The following is a 19,411-nucleotide window of genomic DNA, read 5'->3' as shown; positions in this document are numbered from 1 at the left end:
TCCTGCTTCGATGACTTGAAGCTGACACTTTCGAAATCGTTTAACTCTTTGAATCTCAAGGAGTTTTCCGTTTCGACTGCGCCGGAAGTGGGGCGAATTATAGGCCGATGGAATTCTGAGTCAAGCCCGAATTTCATATTTCTGTCATACCACCTAAAAGGCCTGCAAACGAAGAAGCCAGCCTGGCGGCTGGCTTCTCCTTTCAAACAACGAATGCGTCAGAGGCTAGGAAATGCAAACTGCGACGCTTCATGGCTCGCACGCTGCGGCCAGCGCTGGGTAATGGCTTTTCGACGCGTGTAAAAGCGCACACCGTCAGGCCCATAAGCATGCAGATCGCCAAACAGCGAGCGCTTCCAACCACCGAAGCTGTGATAAGCCACAGGAACAGGCAGCGGAACGTTAACCCCTACCATGCCTACTTCAATCTCATCACAGAACAAACGCGCAGCCTCGCCATCGCGAGTGAAGATGCACGTACCGTTGCCATACTCATGCTCGTTGATCAGTTGCATCGCCGCTTCCAGACTGTTTACACGCACGATGCACAGAACCGGCCCAAAAATCTCTTCCTTATAGATGCGCATCTCTGGCGTAACGTGATCGAACAAGCATCCGCCTAGGAAGAACCCGTCTTCATGACCCTTTACACTCAAGCCTCGCCCATCAACCACCAGCTTGGCTCCTGCCGCCACACCGTCAGCCACATACCCACTGACCTTGTCACGCGCTTGCCCCGAGACCAAAGGTCCCATATCGAGGCCGCAAGAAGTCCCTGCGCCAATTTTCAGCGCCTCGATTTGCGGCACCAACTTGGCCACCAAGGCATCCGCCACCTGATCCCCAACGCACACGGCCACCGAAATCGCCATGCAACGTTCGCCACATGAGCCATAAGCAGCCCCCATCAACGCACTCACGGCATTATCCAAATCGGCATCAGGCATCAGTACCGCATGGTTCTTCGCGCCACCTAATGCCTGAACACGCTTGCCGCGTCTTGTCCCTTCGGCATAGATGTATTCGGCAATCGGCGTCGAGCCGACAAAGCTCAGGGCTTTCACTTCTGGCGCTTCAATCAGGGCGTCTACGGCAGCTTTGTCGCCATGCACCACACTCAAGACGCCTTTAGGCAGACCCGCTTCCTGAAGCAACTGCGCAATCAACAAGGTCGAACTTGGATCGCGTTCCGAAGGTTTAAGGATGAAACAGTTACCGCACACAATGGCCAACGGGTACATCCACAACGGAACCATGGCCGGGAAGTTGAAAGGCGTTATCCCCGCCACAACCCCGATCGGCTGAAAGTCAGACCATGCATCAATGTTCGGGCCTACGTTGCGGCTGTACTCGCCCTTCAGGATCTCCGGTGCCGAGCACGCGTATTCGACGTTCTCAATCCCGCGTTTGAGCTCACCTGCCGCATCCTCCAGCGTCTTGCCATGCTCTTCGCTGATCAACTGAGAAATGCGGGCTTCGTTCTGCTCTAGCAGCTGCTTGAAACGGAACATCACCTGGGCACGTTTGGCTGGAGGCGTATTACGCCAGGCGGGGAAAGCCGCCTTTGCCGTGTCGATTGCCTGTTGAATCGTCTCGCGGCTGGCTAAAGGAACCTGATGAATCACCTGCCCGGTCGACGGGTTGTACACATCGGCAGTACGGCCGGAATCACTTACCAGCTCACCATTGATCAAATGTTGAATCGTGCTCATTGCCACTCCAAAACAGGTCTGCAGACGCACACATTTCGCGCACGTCGAAAGCCAAAAATGTCTCTTCTATATAGAAGGGATCAGTCGATCTGATTCAACGCCTCTCCCACTGCATCGAACAAGCGATCCAGATCCTGAGGTTTGCTATTGAAAGTCGGGCCAAACTGCAGCGTGTCACCGCCGAAACGAACGTAGAACCCGGCCTTCCACAGCTTCATCGCGGCATCGAAAGGACGCACAATCACATCGCCATCGCGTGGAGCAATCTGGATCGCACCAGCCAGACCGTAGTTACGGATATCGATGACGTTCTTCACGCCTTTCAAACCATGCAACGCATTCTCGAAATGCGGTGCAACCTCAGCGACGCTCTGGACCAGATGTTCTTTTTGCAGCAAGTCCAGCGCGGCAAGCCCTGCTGCACACGCCACCGGGTGGGCGGAATAGGTATAGCCGTGCGGGAATTCGACGGCGTACTCCGGCGTCGGCTGATTCATGAATGTCTGATAAATCTCGGTAGAGGCAATCACAGCCCCCATTGGAATCGCACCGTTAGTGACCTGCTTGGCGATACACATCAAGTCCGGCGTCACACCGAAACTGTCGGCTCCAAACATTGAGCCTGTGCGACCAAACCCGGTAATAACCTCATCGAATACCAGCAGGATGTTGTGCTGATCACAGATTTCACGCAGGCGTTTCAGATATCCCTGAGGCGGAACCAGCACCCCGGCAGACCCTGCCATCGGCTCGACAAACACCGCGGCGATATTTGAAGCGTCATGCAGCTCGATCAACTTGAGCAGTTCGTCCGCCAGCGCGATACCACCCAACTCTGGCATACCGCGTGAAAAGGCATTGCTCGCCAGCAAGGTGTGCGGGAGATGGTCGACATCCGCCATGGCCTGACCAAACAACTTACGATTGCCGTTCACGCCCCCCAGACTAGTGCCCGCAATGTTCACCCCGTGATAACCGCGTGCCCGACCAATCATTTTGGTTTTGGTCGATTGGCCTTTCAGCCGCCAGTACGCACGCACCATTTTCACAGCGGTATCCGCACACTCCGAGCCGGAATCGGTGAAGAACACATGGTTCAAGTTACCGGGCGTCAACTCGGTAATTTTCTCGGCCAGCTGAAACGACAAGGGATGGCCATATTGAAAGGCTGGCGAGTAATCCAGCGTGCCGAGCTGCTTGGCCACGGCTTCCTGAATCTCTGTGCGTGTATGGCCTGCACCACATGTCCACAGACCTGACAATGAGTCATAAATTTGCCGACCTTTATCATCCGTCAGATAACTGCCCTTGGCGCCGATGATAAAACGCGGATCACGATGAAAATTACGATTGGCGGTGTAAGGCATCCAGTGCGCATCCAGCTTTAGCTGGCTGGCTACGTTTAACTCGGCGTTTTCAGGCATGTTCATCAGCAAAACCTCGCAAGACAGAGTGCAGTGTCGGGTCAAAATCGTGGTTGCAGCTAAATTGCCACGCCTATAAAGTCGATGAAATCCAACTCTTCTAACCTTCAGTTAGGCGTTTACTAAACTATGAGCAGCCGTCGTTCCGATGCCTTGGCGCAAGTCAGCGACTTCGATATTCGCTTGTTGCGCATCTTTCGCAGTGTGGTGGAGTGCGGCGGTTTTTCTGCAGCAGAAACAGTCCTCGGCATTGGCCGGTCTGCGATCAGCCAGCAAATGAGTGATCTGGAGCAGCGCCTGGGCTTGCGCCTATGCCAACGCGGGCGCGCGGGGTTTTCCCTGACGGAAGAAGGTCGCGAGGTCTACCAGTCAGCGTTGCAATTACTTGGCGCGTTAGAGAGCTTTCGCACAGAGGTCAACGGCCTGCATCAACACTTGCGCGGTGAGCTGACCATCGGCCTTACGGACAACCTCGTCACCCTCCCCCATATGCGCATCACCCACGCATTGGCTCAACTCAAAGAACGCGGGCCCGACGTTCAAATTCAGATCCGCATGATTTCGCCCAATGAAGTTGAACAAGGTGTGCTCGACGGACGTCTGCACGTGGGCGTTGTGCCTCAGGCCAGTGCGTTATCCGGTCTGGAATATCAACCGCTGTATAGCGAACGGTCGCTGCTTTACTGTGCTGTCGGTCACCCACTGTTTTATGTCGATGACGTCCAGCTACAAGACGACCGCCTCAACGATCAGGACGCCATTGCGCCGACTTTTCGTCTGCCCTCAGAGATTCAGGCGCATTATCAGGCACTCAAGTGCACCGCCAGCGCCTCAGACCGCGAAGGCATGGCGTTCCTGATTCTGACCGGACGCTACATAGGCTACCTGCCTGACCATTACGCCAGTTTGTGGGTGCAACAAGGTCGTCTGCGTGCGCTCAAACCCGAATCGCGTTTTTATGATTTGAGCCTGGCCTCGGTCACCCGCAAAGGCCGCCGCCCTCACCTGGTCCTTGAAAGTTTCCTTGAGAGCCTTGAATCGACACGCTAACGTTCACTTCTCCTCAGCCCCGCCGCGGAGCCTCCACGCCTCGCGCACAGCCCGGAACCGATATGCCTTCAACCCTGACCGGTCCATGCGAGCACCGCGAAGAAATCCGCAAGAGCCGCTTCATCACCTATGCCGCGCCCATCACCAGTGCTCAAGAGGCCTACGACTTTATTGAGCGGCACAGCGACCTCAACGCGTCCCATAACTGTTGGGCCTGGAAGCTGGGCGATCAGTACCGCAGCAGCGATGACGGCGAACCCGGCGGCACAGCTGGACGCCCCATTCTGTCGGCCATTGAAGCGCAAGATTGCGATCACGTTGTGGTGCTGGTGACTCGCTGGTATGGCGGCATTCAACTGGGCACGGGGGGGTTGGCACGTGCTTATGGGGGTGGCGCCAACAAATGCCTGCAAACGGCCGAAAAGTCACCGCTTATCACCCGGGTCGCACTTGAGTGCGCTTGCAGCTTCAGTGAATTGGCACTGGTCAAATTGCGCGTGTCAGAACTCAACGGCGTGCTGAACAACGAAACCTTCACCGCCAACGGGGTGGAGTTATGCCTGGAAGTCTGCGACGCGCATATTCCTGTCTTGCAAGCGCAACTGGCCGACCTCAGTCGTGGCCGCATTATGTTGATCCGCAAGCCGATCAACGTTGAAGGCTGACAGGCTTTGTTCCCACCTAAACAGTTGCCCACAACCACTGTGCACCCGACTGTGGATAACCTGAGCACACACGGCTACAGCCCTTATCGGGCGTGGCCTGCATCACTTTGTACGTTTTTTGATCGATACCCACTTCTGAAAAGGAAAAACGCTGTGCAAACAGCGCGTTAACCTGACTTATACCGCTTCGGACCATCGCCACTCGTACTTATAGCCGGCCGCCCGGGTTGCGCACAGATCCTGTGGAGCAACCTGTGGATAACCCGTGCAAACCCAACCTGAGCGCACATTCTGTAACGGGCGCTCAGGTTTGTATATTTTTTAACCAAACTGTACGACTGGGCAGTGGCTGGCTGAAAGAGTAAAACCGTGTTCGGTGATCCTCATTTACCTTTCATAGGACGCGACTCATGACAGCTAAAAACGCACTTATCATTGGCGCCTCACGCGGACTGGGTCTGGGCTTGGTCGAGCAACTCATCAAAGATGGGTGGAACGTCACCGCCACGGTGCGTAACCCTGACAACGTGGAAAAGCTTAAAGCACTGGGCAAGGCCAGCATTGAACAACTGGATCTGGACAACGTTGAGGCCATCCGGGCCTTGAGCCAAAAACTGGGCACCGAAGTATATGACCTGGTGTTTGTGAACGCTGGCATCAAGGGCCCGGACGATCAAGCGTCGGGGCGCGCCAGCCTGACCGACATCGGCCAATTGTTCCTGACCAACAGCGTAGCGCCGATCACCCTGGCACAAGTCTTTGTCAGCAAAATCCGTAAAGGCAGTGGGGTTTTGGCGTTTATGAGTTCCGGGCTCGGCAGTATTAAATCGCCTGACGCGCCTGAACTTGCCCTCTACAAAGCCAGCAAGGCCGCACTCAACTCCATGACGAATACGTTCATCAGTCAACTGGGTGAAGACCGGCCTACCGTACTGACCCTGCACCCGGGGTGGGTAAAGACCGACATGGGCGGTGAAGGCGCCGATATAGATGTTGAAACCAGTACCCGTGGGCTGGTTGAACAAGTGAAGGCATATGCAGGGAAAGGCGGGCATTACTTTATCGACTACAAAGGTCAGACGATTCCCTGGTAAGCAGAACAGAGGGCGGCGCGTTCAAGCCGCCCTTTGCCTCAAAGCCCCAATAGCGACAGCATGATGAACGTCGCAAACAGCACAAAATGCGTCATGCCTTCGATCGCATTGGTCTCGCCGTCATTCAAGTTGATGGCACTCACGACCAACGTGATCAACACCATCACCGTTTGCACGGGCGTCATGGCCATCTGGAACGGCTGGCCGGTGTACAGCGCCATGGCCTCCATCACGGGCACCGTCAAGATAACAGTGGACAGCGAAGCCCCGAGCGCCACATTCACCACCGACTGCATGCGATTGGCCAATGCTGCACGCAGGGCCGTCAAGATTTCTGGCGCCGCCGAGATCGCGGCCACCACAATCGCGGTAATCACGGGCGGTGCGCCCGTCCCTTCCAGCCCCAGGTCGAGCGCCTTGGACATCACCTCGGCCAAGGCGCCGATCACGATAATGCCAAACACCAAAACCCCGACCGACAGTTTCAGGTTCGCGGGTTCCCCTTCTGGCGCACGTTTACGGCTCTTTTTTTCGGGGTAGCTGTAACTGAAAAAGTAACTGTGCGGCCCGACCTGCATGCGCAAGAACAGGGTGTACAGCAACACCATCGCGCCAATCGTGAAGGCCGAATAAATTTTCCAGTCAGCCTTGGGGATGAATTCCGGCACCACCATCGACACGCCCATGGCCGTCAGAATCATCACACTGTAAGTGCGCGCCGAATCGTCGTTGTAGGACTGTTCACCGTGCTTGATCCCGCCCATCAGTGCTGCCAGGCCCAGAATCCCGTTGATATCCAACATCACGGCTGAATAGATCGTATCCCGCACCAACGTTGGAGATGCTTCATTGCTCATCATGATCGCAAGGATGACGACCTCAACAAGAACGGCTGACAGTGTCAGGATCATCGTTCCGTAAGGGTCACCGAACTTTTCAGCCAGCACTTCAGCGTGATGGGCCACGCGCATGGATGCACACACAATGGCTGCAATCAGTACGCCACCAGCCACCAGCGCTGTCACTTGCCCGTTATGCAGCAGCCAGGGCTCCAGCGGGAAGGCAGCGCACGCCAGGACAATTGCCAGTAGTAGGAGTTTTTCATCTTTTAAGAAAGTCAGCATCGCGAGCCTTTTGCCTGAGAACCAATACACGTCGTTGGGTTACAGACTGCCGCAACTCGCTAACGTTTCGTTACATCTTAGTTCACTGAATGCACAACTCCGCGCTTGCGCACCTCACCAATGACAAAGGTGTGGCAAATAGCTTGGTCGGGTTTTACCAAATATGTCGGCCCGGGCCTGTAGAATGCCGCCATCTGCACGTGATTTGATGAGAAAAACTGATATGTATGACTGGCTAAACGCCCTGCCAAAAGCGGAACTGCACCTGCACCTTGAAGGATCTCTGGAACCTGAACTGCTGTTCGCTCTGGCTGAACGCAACAAGATCGCCCTGCCGTGGAACGACGTCGAAACCCTGCGCAAAGCGTACGCTTTCAACAATCTGCAAGAGTTTCTCGACCTGTATTACCGGGGCGCGGACGTGTTGCGCACCTCGCAGGACTTCTACGACCTGACCTGGGCGTACCTGTTGCGCTGCAAAGAGCAGAACGTCATTCACACGGAACCGTTCTTCGACCCGCAAACCCATACCGACCGGGGCGTGCCGTTTGAAGTCGTGCTTAACGGCATTGCCGCTGCACTCAAGGACGGCGAACAGCAACTGGGCATCACCAGTGGTTTGATCCTCAGCTTCCTGCGCCACTTGAGCGAAGAAGAAGCCGAAAAAACCCTCGATCAGGCCTTGCCGTTCCGCGATGCATTTATCGCCGTGGGCTTGGACAGCTCCGAAATGGGCCACCCGCCCAGCAAATTTGTGCGCGTATTTGATCGTGCTCGCGCCGAAGGCTTCCTGACAGTGGCCCACGCTGGCGAAGAAGGTCCGCCGGAGTACATCTGGCAAGCCCTCGACCTGCTGAAAATTGAGCGGATCGACCATGGCGTACGCGCCATTGAAGATGAGCGTTTAATGCAGCGCATTATCGACGAGCAAATTCCGCTCACCGTGTGCCCGCTGTCCAACACCAAATTGTGCGTGTTTGATCACATGTCTCAGCACAACATCCTCGACATGCTGGAACGCGGCGTGAAAGTCACCGTGAACTCCGATGACCCGGCCTACTTCGGCGGGTACATGACCGAAAACTTCCACGCCTTGCACACGCATTTGGGCATGACCGAAGATCAGGCCAAGCGCTTGGCGCAAAACGGTCTGGATGCGCGTTTGGTCAAGCCGTAACGCCTTGTCCGTGATCGCTGCCGTCGAGTGCGGCGGCGATTACGGGTACCGAGCCAGTTCTGCACAACGCTCGCCAAGCATGTCCCGTAATAATTTCACCGGTTTGCTCAACTGTGCCCGGTGAGCACACAACATGTTCAGCGGTGCCCGCTCGCCCACCAGCTCTGGCATCAGCACGATGAGCCTTCCCGCTCGCACATCCGCCGACACGTCCAGCCAGGACTTATAAGCAATTCCCGCCCCGGCCAATGCCCACAAACGCACCACATCCGCATCATCGCTGAAACGGTCCCCGCTCACTGTCAGGCCTGACTCACGCTTGCCATCATGAAATCGCCAGTGGTCGTGTACGCGTGTGCCGAGCATATACAGCAGGCAATTGTGTTGCAGCAGTTGTTCGAGTTGATGCGGCTCGCCAGCACGCGCCAGATAAGCGGGCGACGCGCATAACACCCGGCGATTGTCCGCCGCCACCGGCAAGGCAACCAAACTGGAATCCTCCGGCTCGCCATAGCGCAAAGCGATGTCCACCGGCTGACGAAACAGATCGGCAATGCGGTCCCCCAGCAGTAGCCGAACCGTCAGTTGCGGGTGCTCACGCTGAAAGGCATCAAGCCATGGCAACAGAACGTTTCGGCCAAAGTCTGAAGGCGCCGAGAGCTGCAAAACCCCACTGACCTGATCCTGCCCCCGGGACAAGAGTCGCCTTCCTTCATCCAGACTGCTCAACGCCTTACGGGCATACTCAAGAAAACCCTGCCCCTCAGCTGTCAAACGCAGGCTGCGGGTCGAACGCGCCAGCAAACGCGAGCCCAACTGAGCCTCAAGCCGTTTGAGTGCCGCACTCGCCACTGCTGGCGACATGTCCATCACCCGCGCCGCCGCGGACAGGCTGCCCAGATCGGCAGCGCGCACAAACACTTGCAGGTCATCAAAGCGCAGCATGGTGGATAAACCCGCCTATTATCAAAAATATATTGAAAGAGCCTGCCGTTTTAGCCGGTTTTACGACGGCAGGAAATAGCGAATTATCGCCCCACGTTTTCTCCCTCTTCAGGATGCGCCCTATGAAAGCTGTCGGTTATTACCATTCTTTGCCCATTGAAGATCCGCAGGCCCTGCAAGATATTGAACTGCCGGAACCGGTCGCCGGGCCGCGAGATCTGCTGGTGGAAGTCAACGCCATTTCCGTGAACCCGGTCGATACCAAAGTGCGGCAAAACGCACAGCCCGACCCAGGCACTGCCAAGGTTCTGGGGTGGGACGTGGCCGGTGTGGTCAAGGCCGTGGGCAGTGATGTGAGTCTGTTCAAGGTCGGCGACAAGGTGTTTTATGCCGGTTCCATCGCCCGCGCCGGTGCCAACAGTGAGCGTCACGTGGTCGACGAACGCATCGTCGGCCATATGCCAAAAAGCCTGGGCTTCGCAGAAGCCGCTGCACTGCCTTTAACGGCCATCACTGCGTGGGAACTGTTGTTTGACCGCCTCGGCATCGCACAAGGCAAGACTGACCTGCACCAACGCCTGTTGATTGTGGGTGCGGCGGGCGGCGTAGGGTCGATCCTGACCCAACTGGCCAGTCAGCTCACCGGGCTCAAGGTCATCGGCAGCGCTTCGCGTCCGGAAACCCAAGCCTGGGTGCGCGAACTGGGCGCCGATGTGATCGTCGATCATCGCCAGCCCCTGAGCGAAGCGTTGCTGCAGGCCGGTATCGACGCCGTAACTCACGTCGCCAGCCTGACCCAAACCGATCAACACCTGGCGCAACTGGTCGAGGCATTGGCGCCGCAGGGCAAACTGGCCCTGATCGACGACCCCAAGGCGCTGGACATCTCACTGCTTAAACGCAAGAGCCTGTCGTTGCATTGGGAGTTCATGTACACCCGCTCGTTGTTCGAAACCCCGGACATGATTGAACAGCATCACTTGCTGAACCGGGTCGCGGAACTGATCGACGCTGGCACCCTGCGCACCACCGTGGGCGAACATTTCGGCACCATCAACGCGAACAACCTGCGTCGCGCCCACACGCTGCTGGAAAGCGGCAAGTCCAAGGGCAAGATTGTACTGGAAGGATTTTGAGAGGCAGGTGACGGGACTGGACCGGCCATTTTGTAACCGTCAGTCAGAGACTTGATGCCCGTCATATTTCTCAGCGTTATCGGGCATACACTGGCCTCCTTTGCGAACCTGAGGAGGCCAGAAATGAAAATCCTGATAAAAGCGTTAGCAAGATCCCGCGACTGCCAGTGGCAGGTTCAAATCGACCAACAAGCGATCAATTTTCGCAGCGAGTCCGAGGCCAGAGCCTTTGTGGATACGCTGCGTACACGTTTGCAAGCCCCGCACAGATTGCCTGAACGAATGGCTGGCTAAATCAAATCGACGTTTGAGCGGCAATCCGCGCGGTGTACAGCCGCCGGGTTGCCAGCGCAATCGACACCGCCAAAATCCCGCACAAGCTGATGACCATGGCCATCGGCATGGCGCTGCCATCGTGTAAAACCCCCACCAGCCATGCCGCCGCCGCCGCTACGCTGAACTGCAGGCAACCGAGCAATGCCGAAGCGCTTCCCGCCCGTGCGCCCTGCCCGCTCATGGCGCAGGCCGAGGCATTGGGAATGATGCAACCCAGGCTGGCGATGCAGATAAACAGCGGGATCAACAGCGGCCACAGTTGCGCCGTGTGCAAGGCGCTGACGCCCAACAGAGTCAACCCGGCGGCCAGGTACACCCACACCATGCGCGACAGCAAAAAGGCAGGGCCACGCTTGGCCAGTAACCGCGCGTTGATTTGTGCCACAAGAATGAAGCCCGCCGCATTGCTGCCGAACAGCCAACCGTAGTGCTCGGCCGGGACGCCATACAACTTGATGAACACAAACGGCGAGCCCGCGATATAGGCGAACATCCCGGCCATGGCAATCCCGCTGGTCAGCGCATGCCCCAGGTATTCACGGTCCTTGAGCAACCGGCCGTATTGGCGCAACGCGCCGGACAACGGCTGACGCGGCACATTGGCCGGTAAACTTTCCGGCAGGCCCAGCGCCACGGCGAGCGCTGCCAGGGCACTGAAACCCGTCAGGACAATGAAAATCGCCTGCCAGCCGTACACATTCACCAGCAGGCCGCCGAGCATGGGAGCAAGGATCGGCGCCAGCCCCATGACCAGCATCAGTTGCGAAAACACCTTGGCTGAGCCCACTGCATCGCACTTGTCGCTGACAATCGCCCGCGACAGCACCATCCCTGCACAACCGCCAAGGGCCTGGACAAAGCGCGCCCCGATCAGCCAATCCAGCGAGGGCGCAAAGGCACAGGCAAAAGACGCCGCAGTGAACAGCCCGACGCCCACCAACAAAGGCACGCGCCGCCCAAACCGATCCGCAATGGGGCCGTAGACCAACTGGCCGATGGACAAGCCCAGAAAGTAAACCGCCAGAGTGAGTTGAATGTGTTTTTCATCGGTCGCGAATGCTTGAGCCATCGCCGGGAAACCCGGTAAGTAAAAATCGATGGCCAAGGGACCGAAGGCGCTCAAGGCACCGAGAATCAAAATGGTTCTAAAGTTCATCAGGGATCCAGGTCGGACGAGTGTCAGCGCGACCCGGTAGTCTAGCTGTGCTGACGGATCTTGAACATAAAGATAGCGAGCTAGCTAATAAACTGGCGATTACATTCCATCGTGACCCCATGGCCTCCTCTGTTGCCGAGCAGCAACGTGCAGCTGCGATTGGCAACAGAAAATGCCAGGTGTGTTAATGCTGAGCGCTCATGGAACGCGCTTCAAACCCTGCATTGGTGATCGCGTCGATGATATCCAGCTTGGGCAATTTGCTATCCACTGTGACGGTTTTCTTCGCCAGATCCACTTCAACTTTGGCGTCCTTGTCCACCCCGTGGACCGCCCGTGTTACCGAGTTCGCGCAACCGCCACAGGTCATACCGGAAACGTTAAGTACGTGCATTGTGTTCACTCCTTGGTGAGAGAGGTTCAAAGTGTCCACCTTGCCATGATGGCAAGGTCAAGCCCTGGTGCAGAGACACGATACTGGCAATCTGTTTCGCGGTCGGCCAAGCTGCAAACTTTCCGATTAGAAAACAGGATACGTAGCCATGCGCTGGTCCGCTTTGAGCCTAGTCAGCCTTTTAGGTCTTGCCAGCTTGCCGTTGTGGGCAAACGCTGATCAGGACTACGGTGTTTTGATCATTTCCCGCGAGCGCCTTGAAGTGCCCACCAATTGTGAAATCGGCCTCTATATAGATGACCAACTGGCGGGCCGCTTGTTTCAGGAACAAGCCACGTCCTTCAACCTCCCGCCCGGGCGTATCAACCTGCGCCTCAAGTCATTGCCGGGCCAGGCCCCGGGTTGTCTGCCGGGCATGCTGGCCCTGCCGTCTCAAACCATCACCTTGAAAGCGGGCGATGTGCGCAAATATCGCATTGCAATGCGAGCGAGCGGCCCTTACCTCACGCCTGCCCAGCTCGAATATTAAGCACCGCCCAGAAGACGGCCGCCACAATCAACAAGCGCCTTGACCTTCCCATCGGGTCAAGGTCGATTCTAGGGATAGATAACTTCTTGAGGAGGATTGTTCGTGCCCATTCAATACGACTTGCCGATCGCCGGCATGACCTGCGCCAGTTGCGCTGGCCGCGTAGAAAAAGCACTGGCCAACGTGCCGGGGGTGACATCGGTCAGCGTCAATCTGGCCACCGAACAGGCGCGTGTCGAGGCGCCTGCCGACAGCTTGCCGCTGCTGGTTGAAGCCGTTGCCCGAGCTGGCTACAGCGTGCCCAGCCAAACGGTGGAACTGACCATCGGCGGCATGACCTGCGCTTCCTGTGCTGGCCGGGTCGAGAAAGCGCTGGCTAAAGTTCCCGGGGTGAAAAACGTCAGCGTCAACCTGGCCAGTGAACGGGCGCATATTGAATCGCTGGGGCATGTCGACCCTGCCGAGTTGATTAAAGCTGTGACGACGGCGGGCTACAGCGCCCACCTCACAGAAAACGTACACGCTACACAAGACGATCAACACCAACGCCTGCGCCGTGAGCGCTGGTCACTGGTGGCGGCCATCGTGTTGGCATTGCCGCTGGTGTTACCGATGCTGGTCGAGCCGTTCGGTCTGCACTGGATGCTACCTGCCTGGGCGCAGTTTCTGCTGGCCACGCCTGTGCAGTTCATCCTGGGCGCACGTTTTTATGTCGCCGCCTGGAAAGCCGTCAAAGCCGGTGCGGGTAACATGGACTTGCTCGTCGCGCTCGGCACCAGCGCCGGTTACGGCCTGAGCCTGTATGAATGGGCCATCGCCGCCCCCGGCAGCATGCCGCACCTGTACTTCGAAGCCTCAGCCGTAGTGATCGCACTGGTGCTGCTGGGCAAATACCTTGAGAGTCGCGCCAAACGCCAGACCGCCAGCGCCATCCGGGCGCTTGAGGCCTTACGTCCCGAACGCGCCCTGCGGGTGGTCGACGGGCAGGAACAGGATGTAGCCATCAGCGACCTGCGCCTCAACGACCTGGTGCTGGTCAAACCCGGCGAACGCTTCCCGGTGGACGGCGAAGTGGTCGAAGGTCAAAGCCATGCCGACGAAGCGCTAATCAGCGGCGAAAGCCTGCCCGTGCCAAAACAGCCGGGGGATAAAGTCACCGGCGGCGCCATCAACGGTGAAGGCCGTTTGGTGATCAAAACCCTGGCGCTGGGCACTGAAACCGTTTTGGCGCGCATCATTCGCCTGGTTGAAGACGCGCAGGCGGGCAAGGCACCGATTCAAAAGCTGGTGGATAAAGTCAGTCAGATTTTTGTCCCCGTGGTACTGCTGATTGCGCTGGCGACGCTACTCGGTTGGTGGTTCTACGGCGCGCCGATTGAGACCGCGCTGATCAACGCCGTGGCGGTGCTGGTGATCGCGTGCCCGTGCGCGCTCGGTCTGGCCACCCCGACCGCGATCATGGCCGGCACCGGCGTCGCCGCGCGGCATGGCATTTTGATCAAAGACGCCGAAGCCCTTGAGCGCGCCCATGAAGTCAGCGCTGTGGTCTTCGACAAAACCGGCACGCTGACCTCCGGCACCCCGCAAATCGCCCACTTAAGCGCCATCGACGGTGATGAAGCGCAACTGCTGCAAGCTGCCGGAGCGCTGCAACGCGGCAGCGAGCACCCGCTGGCCAACGCCGTACTCGATGCCTGCGCAGCGCGTCAGCTGACAGTGCCCGATGTCACGGACAGCCAGTCGCTGACGGGCAGAGGCATTGCAGGCACCTTGCTGGACCGTCGTCTGGCGCTGGGCAACCGTCGCTTGCTGGACGAATCCGGCCTCGCTCCCGGCCCGCTGGCCGACGCCGCCGCGGCCTGGGAGGCTGAAGGCCGTACCTTGTCCTGGCTGATCGAGCAAAGCCCGCAGCCCAAAGTATTGGGCCTGTTCGCCTTTGGCGACACGTTAAAGCCGGGGGCACTGTCTGCCGTGCAACAACTCACCGAACGCCATATCAGCAGCCATTTACTGACCGGCGACAATAAAGGCAGTGCCAGGGTGGTAGCCGAGGCGCTGGGTATTCAGGACGTTCACGCCGAAGTTCTGCCCGCCGACAAAGCCGCTACGGTGTCTGCGTTGAAAAAGACCGGCGTGGTCGCCATGGTGGGTGATGGCATCAACGACGCTCCGGCCCTCGCGGCCGCCGATATCGGCATTGCCATGGGCGGCGGTACAGACGTGGCCATGCACGCAGCCGGTATCACCTTGATGCGCGGCGACCCGCGGCTGGTGCCCGCCGCGCTGGACATCAGCCGCAAAACCTACGCCAAAATCCGTCAAAACCTGTTTTGGGCGTTTATCTACAACGTGATCGGCATTCCGCTGGCGGCTTTCGGCTTTTTGAACCCGGTACTGGCCGGGGCAGCGATGGCTTTTTCCAGCGTCAGTGTGGTCAGCAACGCGTTGTTGCTGAAGTTCTGGAAACCCAAGGACCTTGAGTAGGAGACAGTCGTCATGAACATCGGTCAAGCCGCCAGGCACAGTGGATTGAGCGCCAAGATGATTCGCTATTACGAATCCATCGGCCTGCTCAAACCCGCCCATCGCAGTGACAGCGGCTACCGGCTGTACAGTGACGACGACCTGCACACCCTGGCCTTCATCAAGCGTTCGCGGGATTTGGGATTTTCACTGGAAGAAGTGGGCAAGCTGCTGGCCCTCTGGCAAGACCGCCAACGTGCCAGCAGCGATGTGAAAGCGCTGGCGCGTCAACACATCGATGAGCTGAACCAAAAGATCGTCGAACTGACCAGCCTGCGCGACACCCTGCAAGAGTTGGTCGATACCTGCCAGGGTGACCATCGCCCCGACTGCCCGATCCTCAAGGGCCTGGCGTCGGGGCGTTGTTGCGCGTAAACAGAGGCGTTTGTCAAAGGTTGAACATCAGCACTTTGGCGAACATCAGCACACTGACGAGCGCACACAACACGGCAAACCCTTGTTGCAGCAACTGAGCGGAGACGTGGGGCGAAATCACCCGACCCGCGATCATTCCGACCAGTGTCGCGACAATAAACAGCACGCCGTCGGTGGACAGGCTCACGCCCTGACGCATCAAGTTGCCCAGGGTGCCGAGTGACACCAACGCCACCACCATCAGCGAGGTGGACACCACCGCATGAATGCGCACATCACTGAACTTGCGAAACGCAGGCACGATCAAGAAGCCCCCGCCCACGCTCAACAGCCCCGTTAGCAACCCCGAGGTGGCGCCGATCGATACCAGTGTGAGGCTACAACGCGCATTCCACGTCAGGCGCCCGGTGGCAGGATTGAGCATGCAGTTTTTTTCCAGCACCCCTTCACTCGCCCCCTTCCGACCATCGGCGCGGGCCTGTAAAAACATGCGCCCGGCCACAAAAATCATCACGCAGCCAAACAGCAGCACCAGCACGTTAGCCGGCAACAACGTGGCCAGGTACAACCCCACCGGTGAGGTAATGGAGCCGACCAATGCCATGAGCGCGGCCGCTTTATAGCGCACTAACCCTTTACGCAGGCCGTCGAGCGCACCCAATGCCGCAGCAGTGCCTACCGCCAGCAACGCCACAGGCGTGGCTTGCGCCAGCGACCAACCCAACCCGAGCGTTAAAGCCGGAATCGCCAGAATGCCGCCCCCGGCACCGGTCAACCCCAGCACCACGCCCACCAACAGGCCAAACAGAATGGTCAACATACCTGGCTCAGCTTCCCGAGCAGTCGGTAAACCACTCGCGCCCCTTGAGCATCCCTTGCCAGTAGAACCACGGCAGGAATGACGCCTTGAGCCACCACGCCGACTGACGGGCCACGGTCGGGTCAAGCGGGAAAGTGGGCAGCAGTTTGCCCCCATAGCCGAACTCGGCGAGGATCACTTTGCCTTTCTCAACTGTCAGCGGGCAGGAACCGTAACCGTCATAACGCAGGGGCAACGCAGCCCCCTTGCGCAAGGCAATGAGATTCTCAGCCACTACCACGACTTGCTTGCGCACCGCCGCGGCGGTTTTGGCATTTGGCGTGCCGCACACATCGCCCAAGGCAAAGATCTCGGCGTGACGCGGGTGTTGCAAGGTGGCCGGGTCGGTTTCGAACCAGCCCGCACTGTCAGCCAAGGGGCTGCGACGAATCACATCCGGGGCCTGCTGCGGCGGGACGACATGCAGCATGTCGAAAGTTTTCTGTTGACGGGTCACGTTGCCGTTCGCGTCAGTGACCTCAAACCATGCTGTTTTATTAGGACCGTCGACCTTCACCAGTGTGGACTGAAACGCCAGCGTCGCGTTGTAGGCTTCAACGTATTTCATCAGCGCAGGTACAAAGGCCGATACGCCGAACAACGCCGCACCCGCCAGGTTGAATTCAACCGCAATCGCGTCCAGCACGCCCTGCTTGCGCCAGTGGTCACAGGCCAGGTACATGGCTTTTTGCGGAGCACCCGCACACTTGATCGGCATGGGCGGCTGGGTAAACAACGCCTTGCCGCCGCGTAACGTGCGCACCAGCTCCCAGGTATACGGCGCGAGGTCATAACGGTAGTTGGAGGTCACGCCATGCTGGCCCAGCGTGTCTTCAAGACCCTCAATTTTTTCCCAGGCCAGTTCAAGCCCCGGGCACACAATCAGTTGCTGATAGGCCAACTCATTGCCATCACTGAGCAGCACCACGTGACGTTCGGGAGCAAAGGCGGACAGCGACGCCTTGATCCATGTGGCGCCCTTGGGCATCACGTCAGCCGTTGGGCGCACGGTGTTTTTTACGTCATACGCGCCGCCACCCACCAGCGTCCACGCCGGCTGGTAGTAATGCTCGGCGCTGGGCTCAACCACGGCGATGCGCAACGCTGCATCCCGTTTTAGCAAACTCGCGCACACTGAAATTCCGGCCGAACCGCCACCAATCACCACCACGTCATAGGAGGCCGCACTGCGGGCACCTCGGGTCGCCAGTTCATACAGTTTCGAAGAGCGATTGCCGGTGCGGCAAAACGCCAGAACGGGCGTCGGCAGTTGCGCAAGCAAAGCGCGCATCTGTTCGACGTCCTGCGCCGTCGCCCCGGTGGTGGCCACTGGCACATACGCAAAACTCAAACCCAGGGCCTGCGCTGCGTCACGGAGTGCCGTGTGTTCGGGTTGTTCGGGGCCGCCTTCATGATCGGGCCGGTTGCAGATCACACTGCGAAACCCCTGCCCCGCTAACGTTTGGAGATCAGACTGACCGATTTGACCCGTCACCGAAAAGCACGCGTCGATTCGCTTGATGTTTTGCTCCATTGAGCACTCCAGGCACAACAAAAATGAATGGATCGGGTCCCGCTACGCCTTACTGCTTAAGCGCTTGACCACAGTACAACCCCGACAGGGTTTGCATGACCGAGACCACTTCGAAACTGGCGAGTGAATAGAAGATGAACTTGCCCATGCGCCGGGTATTGACCAATCCTTCGTCGCGCAACACACCCAACTGCTGAGACAGCGTGGGCTGCCGAATGCCGGTCAGCCCTTCAAGCTCGCCCACGTTGCGTTCGCCCTGTGTCAATTGGCACAACAGCAGCAGGCGATCTTCGTTGGCCAGCGCCTTGAGCAGCATGCAGGCTTTGGACGCTGAATCGCGCAGCAGACCTATTTCGTGGTGGGTGAGCTGTCCAGACATTAAAAATTCTCTGCCGATATAACGGTCGACAGTTTACGATTCAATAATATATGTTTCAATATATTATGAATTGTATCGAATGATGTGAGGCCGCCATGCACCCCGAAATACAGGGCTTTTACGATCCCGCTACGTCCACTGTCAGCTACGTGGTCTACGCAGCTATAAATGGCCCCTGCGCGATCATCGACCCGGTGCTCGATTACGACGCCGCTGCCGGGCGTATCAGCACCCGGAGCGCGGACCGGATTGCGGCATTTGTTGAAGCCCGAGGCCTGACCGTGCAATGGCTGCTGGAAACCCATGCCCATGCCGATCACCTGTCGGCCAGTGCTTACCTGAAGAAAAAACTCGGCGGCCAGATTGGTATCGGAGCGCCCATCACCCGCGTGCAGGGTGTGTTCCGCGACCTCTACAACCTTGAGCCTGAATTCCGGCAGGACGGCTCGCAATTCGACAAATTGTTTACCCCTGACGAGGTGTTTCACATCGGCCCGCTCGAAGTGCGCGCCCTGCACGTGCCCGGGCACACCCCGGCGGACATGGCATACCAGATCGAGGGCAGCCATGTGTTTGTCGGTGACACGTTGTTCATGCCCGACGTGGGCACCGCGCGTTGCGACTTCCCCGGTGGCGACGCCAAGCAGCTGTATCACTCGATAAAACGCCTGTTGGCGATGCCACCGCACACCCGGCTGTACATGTGCCACGACTACCCGCCCGAGGGCCGCGACGTGGCCTGGACCACCACCGTGGGCGAACAGCGGGCGCACAATATTCATGTCAATGACAGCATCGACCTTGAAGGGTTTGTGGCAATGCGCACCTCCCGTGACGCCACCTTGTCTGTGCCGCAGCTGTTAATCCCGGCGATCCAGATCAACATCCGCGCGGGTAACCTGCCGCCTGCGGATGACCAGGGCGTGCACAGCCTGAAAGTCCCGCTGAACCGCTTCTAAGCCAGGGTCATTAACGCGCCCACAAAAAATCCGGCCGCAG

General features: G+C 58.2%; 19 protein-coding genes. 10 read left to right on the top strand and 9 right to left on the bottom strand.

What is annotated here, in order from left to right:
• Positions 1-218: 218 nt before the first annotated feature.
• On the bottom strand, positions 219-1,712 hold the full coding sequence (locus tag HBN68_RS09815) for a CoA-acylating methylmalonate-semialdehyde dehydrogenase (protein ID WP_094992093.1): 1,494 nt from the start codon (positions 1,710-1,712) through the stop codon (positions 219-221).
• Between the two features lie 80 nt (positions 1,713-1,792).
• A complete protein-coding gene (locus HBN68_RS09810; protein WP_094992092.1) occupies positions 1,793-3,142 on the bottom strand; it encodes an aspartate aminotransferase family protein in 1,350 nt (449 codons plus the stop codon).
• A 123-nt stretch (positions 3,143-3,265) separates the two neighbouring features.
• On the opposite strand from HBN68_RS09810, the gene HBN68_RS09805 reads away from it, so the two are divergent.
• The 3 genes from HBN68_RS09805 to HBN68_RS09795 all read left to right on the top strand — a co-directional run bounded on the left by HBN68_RS09805 (position 3,266) and on the right by HBN68_RS09795 (position 5,945).
• A complete protein-coding gene (locus HBN68_RS09805) occupies positions 3,266-4,186 on the top strand; it encodes a LysR family transcriptional regulator (protein WP_169963874.1) in 921 nt (306 codons plus the stop codon).
• Positions 4,187-4,248: 62 nt separating this feature from the next.
• Positions 4,249-4,851, top strand: coding sequence for a YigZ family protein (locus HBN68_RS09800; RefSeq protein WP_169963872.1), 603 nt, complete (start codon positions 4,249-4,251; stop codon positions 4,849-4,851).
• A 410-nt stretch (positions 4,852-5,261) separates the two neighbouring features.
• Complete coding sequence (locus tag HBN68_RS09795) at positions 5,262-5,945, top strand: SDR family oxidoreductase (protein ID WP_169963870.1); 684 nt, start codon at positions 5,262-5,264, stop codon at positions 5,943-5,945.
• Between the two features lie 38 nt (positions 5,946-5,983).
• Here HBN68_RS09795 and HBN68_RS09790 read toward each other — a convergent pair whose 3' ends face one another.
• The gene (locus HBN68_RS09790; protein WP_169963868.1) at positions 5,984-7,069 is read right to left on the bottom strand and encodes a calcium:proton antiporter; all 1,086 of its coding nucleotides are present in this window, start codon (positions 7,067-7,069) and stop codon (positions 5,984-5,986) included.
• 223 nt (positions 7,070-7,292) lie between these two features.
• Here HBN68_RS09790 and HBN68_RS09785 point away from each other — a divergent pair, with 223 nt between their 5' ends.
• Positions 7,293-8,246, top strand: a complete 954-nt coding sequence (locus HBN68_RS09785) for an adenosine deaminase (RefSeq protein WP_094992087.1) — start codon at positions 7,293-7,295, stop codon at positions 8,244-8,246.
• Between the two features lie 39 nt (positions 8,247-8,285).
• On the opposite strand, the gene HBN68_RS09780 is transcribed toward HBN68_RS09785, so the two are convergent.
• Positions 8,286-9,191 (bottom strand): LysR family transcriptional regulator, encoded by a 906-nt coding sequence (locus HBN68_RS09780; protein WP_094992086.1) that lies wholly within the window; start codon positions 9,189-9,191, stop codon positions 8,286-8,288.
• A gap of 122 nt (positions 9,192-9,313) precedes the next feature.
• On the opposite strand from HBN68_RS09780, the gene HBN68_RS09775 reads away from it, so the two are divergent.
• Together HBN68_RS09775 and HBN68_RS09770 are read left to right on the top strand one after the other, a co-directional pair.
• Positions 9,314-10,327 (top strand): zinc-binding alcohol dehydrogenase family protein, encoded by a 1,014-nt coding sequence (locus HBN68_RS09775; protein WP_094992085.1) that lies wholly within the window; start codon positions 9,314-9,316, stop codon positions 10,325-10,327.
• A 123-nt stretch (positions 10,328-10,450) separates the two neighbouring features.
• Entirely contained in the window at positions 10,451-10,621 is a 171-nt protein-coding gene (locus tag HBN68_RS09770; RefSeq protein WP_162841622.1) for a hypothetical protein, read from the top strand.
• A gap of 1 nt (position 10,622) precedes the next feature.
• Here HBN68_RS09770 and HBN68_RS09765 read toward each other — a convergent pair whose 3' ends face one another.
• Together HBN68_RS09765 and HBN68_RS09760 are read right to left on the bottom strand one after the other, a co-directional pair.
• Positions 10,623-11,819 carry a multidrug effflux MFS transporter gene (locus HBN68_RS09765; protein WP_169963866.1) on the bottom strand — a complete coding sequence of 399 codons (1,197 nt, stop codon included), beginning with the start codon at positions 11,817-11,819 and terminating at the stop codon, positions 10,623-10,625.
• 184 nt (positions 11,820-12,003) lie between these two features.
• The gene (locus HBN68_RS09760; protein WP_094992083.1) at positions 12,004-12,213 is read right to left on the bottom strand and encodes a heavy-metal-associated domain-containing protein; all 210 of its coding nucleotides are present in this window, start codon (positions 12,211-12,213) and stop codon (positions 12,004-12,006) included.
• A 148-nt stretch (positions 12,214-12,361) separates the two neighbouring features.
• Here HBN68_RS09760 and HBN68_RS09755 point away from each other — a divergent pair, with 148 nt between their 5' ends.
• The 3 genes from HBN68_RS09755 to cueR all read left to right on the top strand — a co-directional run bounded on the left by HBN68_RS09755 (position 12,362) and on the right by cueR (position 15,640).
• Entirely contained in the window at positions 12,362-12,742 is a 381-nt protein-coding gene (locus tag HBN68_RS09755; protein ID WP_094992082.1) for a hypothetical protein, read from the top strand.
• Positions 12,743-12,844: 102 nt separating this feature from the next.
• Complete coding sequence (locus tag HBN68_RS09750; protein ID WP_094992081.1) at positions 12,845-15,226, top strand: heavy metal translocating P-type ATPase; 2,382 nt, start codon at positions 12,845-12,847, stop codon at positions 15,224-15,226.
• Positions 15,227-15,238: 12 nt separating this feature from the next.
• Complete coding sequence (gene cueR, locus HBN68_RS09745; RefSeq protein WP_169963864.1) at positions 15,239-15,640, top strand: Cu(I)-responsive transcriptional regulator; 402 nt, start codon at positions 15,239-15,241, stop codon at positions 15,638-15,640.
• A gap of 13 nt (positions 15,641-15,653) precedes the next feature.
• On the opposite strand, the gene HBN68_RS09740 is transcribed toward cueR, so the two are convergent.
• The 3 genes from HBN68_RS09740 to HBN68_RS09730 are packed head-to-tail and all read right to left on the bottom strand — an operon-like array spanning position 15,654 to position 18,412.
• Entirely contained in the window at positions 15,654-16,460 is an 807-nt protein-coding gene (locus HBN68_RS09740; protein WP_169963862.1) for a sulfite exporter TauE/SafE family protein, read from the bottom strand.
• 7 nt (positions 16,461-16,467) lie between these two features.
• Positions 16,468-18,033, bottom strand: coding sequence for a bifunctional protein tyrosine phosphatase family protein/NAD(P)/FAD-dependent oxidoreductase (locus tag HBN68_RS09735; RefSeq protein WP_169963860.1), 1,566 nt, complete (start codon positions 18,031-18,033; stop codon positions 16,468-16,470).
• Between the two features lie 49 nt (positions 18,034-18,082).
• A complete protein-coding gene (locus HBN68_RS09730) occupies positions 18,083-18,412 on the bottom strand; it encodes a metalloregulator ArsR/SmtB family transcription factor (protein ID WP_094992077.1) in 330 nt (109 codons plus the stop codon).
• Positions 18,413-18,507: 95 nt separating this feature from the next.
• Between HBN68_RS09730 and HBN68_RS09725 the strand changes: the two genes are divergently transcribed.
• Positions 18,508-19,371, top strand: coding sequence for an MBL fold metallo-hydrolase (locus tag HBN68_RS09725; RefSeq protein WP_169963858.1), 864 nt, complete (start codon positions 18,508-18,510; stop codon positions 19,369-19,371).
• The last annotated feature ends 40 nt before the right edge of the window (positions 19,372-19,411 follow it).

It is taken from the genome of Pseudomonas sp. WS 5078 (assembly GCF_012985745.1).
Taxonomy (GTDB): Bacteria; Pseudomonadota; Gammaproteobacteria; order Pseudomonadales; family Pseudomonadaceae; genus Aquipseudomonas; species Aquipseudomonas lundensis_A.
The sequence above is the reverse complement of the archived record's forward strand: the minus strand, read 5'-3'. Positions and strand labels throughout refer to the sequence as shown.

Coding starts and splice junctions, on each gene's coding strand:
- HBN68_RS09815 (WP_094992093.1), bottom strand. CDS start 1,712: ATGAGCACGATTCAACATTTGATCAATGGTGAGCTGGTAAGTGATTCC.
- HBN68_RS09810 (WP_094992092.1), bottom strand. CDS start 3,142: ATGAACATGCCTGAAAACGCCGAGTTAAACGTAGCCAGCCAGCTAAAG.
- HBN68_RS09805 (WP_169963874.1), top strand. CDS start 3,266: ATGAGCAGCCGTCGTTCCGATGCCTTGGCGCAAGTCAGCGACTTCGAT.
- HBN68_RS09800 (WP_169963872.1), top strand. CDS start 4,249: ATGCCTTCAACCCTGACCGGTCCATGCGAGCACCGCGAAGAAATCCGC.
- HBN68_RS09795 (WP_169963870.1), top strand. CDS start 5,262: ATGACAGCTAAAAACGCACTTATCATTGGCGCCTCACGCGGACTGGGT.
- HBN68_RS09790 (WP_169963868.1), bottom strand. CDS start 7,069: ATGCTGACTTTCTTAAAAGATGAAAAACTCCTACTACTGGCAATTGTC.
- HBN68_RS09785 (WP_094992087.1), top strand. CDS start 7,293: ATGTATGACTGGCTAAACGCCCTGCCAAAAGCGGAACTGCACCTGCAC.
- HBN68_RS09780 (WP_094992086.1), bottom strand. CDS start 9,191: ATGCTGCGCTTTGATGACCTGCAAGTGTTTGTGCGCGCTGCCGATCTG.
- HBN68_RS09775 (WP_094992085.1), top strand. CDS start 9,314: ATGAAAGCTGTCGGTTATTACCATTCTTTGCCCATTGAAGATCCGCAG.
- HBN68_RS09770 (WP_162841622.1), top strand. CDS start 10,451: ATGAAAATCCTGATAAAAGCGTTAGCAAGATCCCGCGACTGCCAGTGG.
- HBN68_RS09765 (WP_169963866.1), bottom strand. CDS start 11,819: ATGAACTTTAGAACCATTTTGATTCTCGGTGCCTTGAGCGCCTTCGGT.
- HBN68_RS09760 (WP_094992083.1), bottom strand. CDS start 12,213: ATGCACGTACTTAACGTTTCCGGTATGACCTGTGGCGGTTGCGCGAAC.
- HBN68_RS09755 (WP_094992082.1), top strand. CDS start 12,362: ATGCGCTGGTCCGCTTTGAGCCTAGTCAGCCTTTTAGGTCTTGCCAGC.
- cueR (WP_169963864.1), top strand. CDS start 15,239: ATGAACATCGGTCAAGCCGCCAGGCACAGTGGATTGAGCGCCAAGATG.
- HBN68_RS09740 (WP_169963862.1), bottom strand. CDS start 16,460: ATGTTGACCATTCTGTTTGGCCTGTTGGTGGGCGTGGTGCTGGGGTTG.
- HBN68_RS09735 (WP_169963860.1), bottom strand. CDS start 18,033: ATGGAGCAAAACATCAAGCGAATCGACGCGTGCTTTTCGGTGACGGGT.
- HBN68_RS09730 (WP_094992077.1), bottom strand. CDS start 18,412: ATGTCTGGACAGCTCACCCACCACGAAATAGGTCTGCTGCGCGATTCA.
- HBN68_RS09725 (WP_169963858.1), top strand. CDS start 18,508: ATGCACCCCGAAATACAGGGCTTTTACGATCCCGCTACGTCCACTGTC.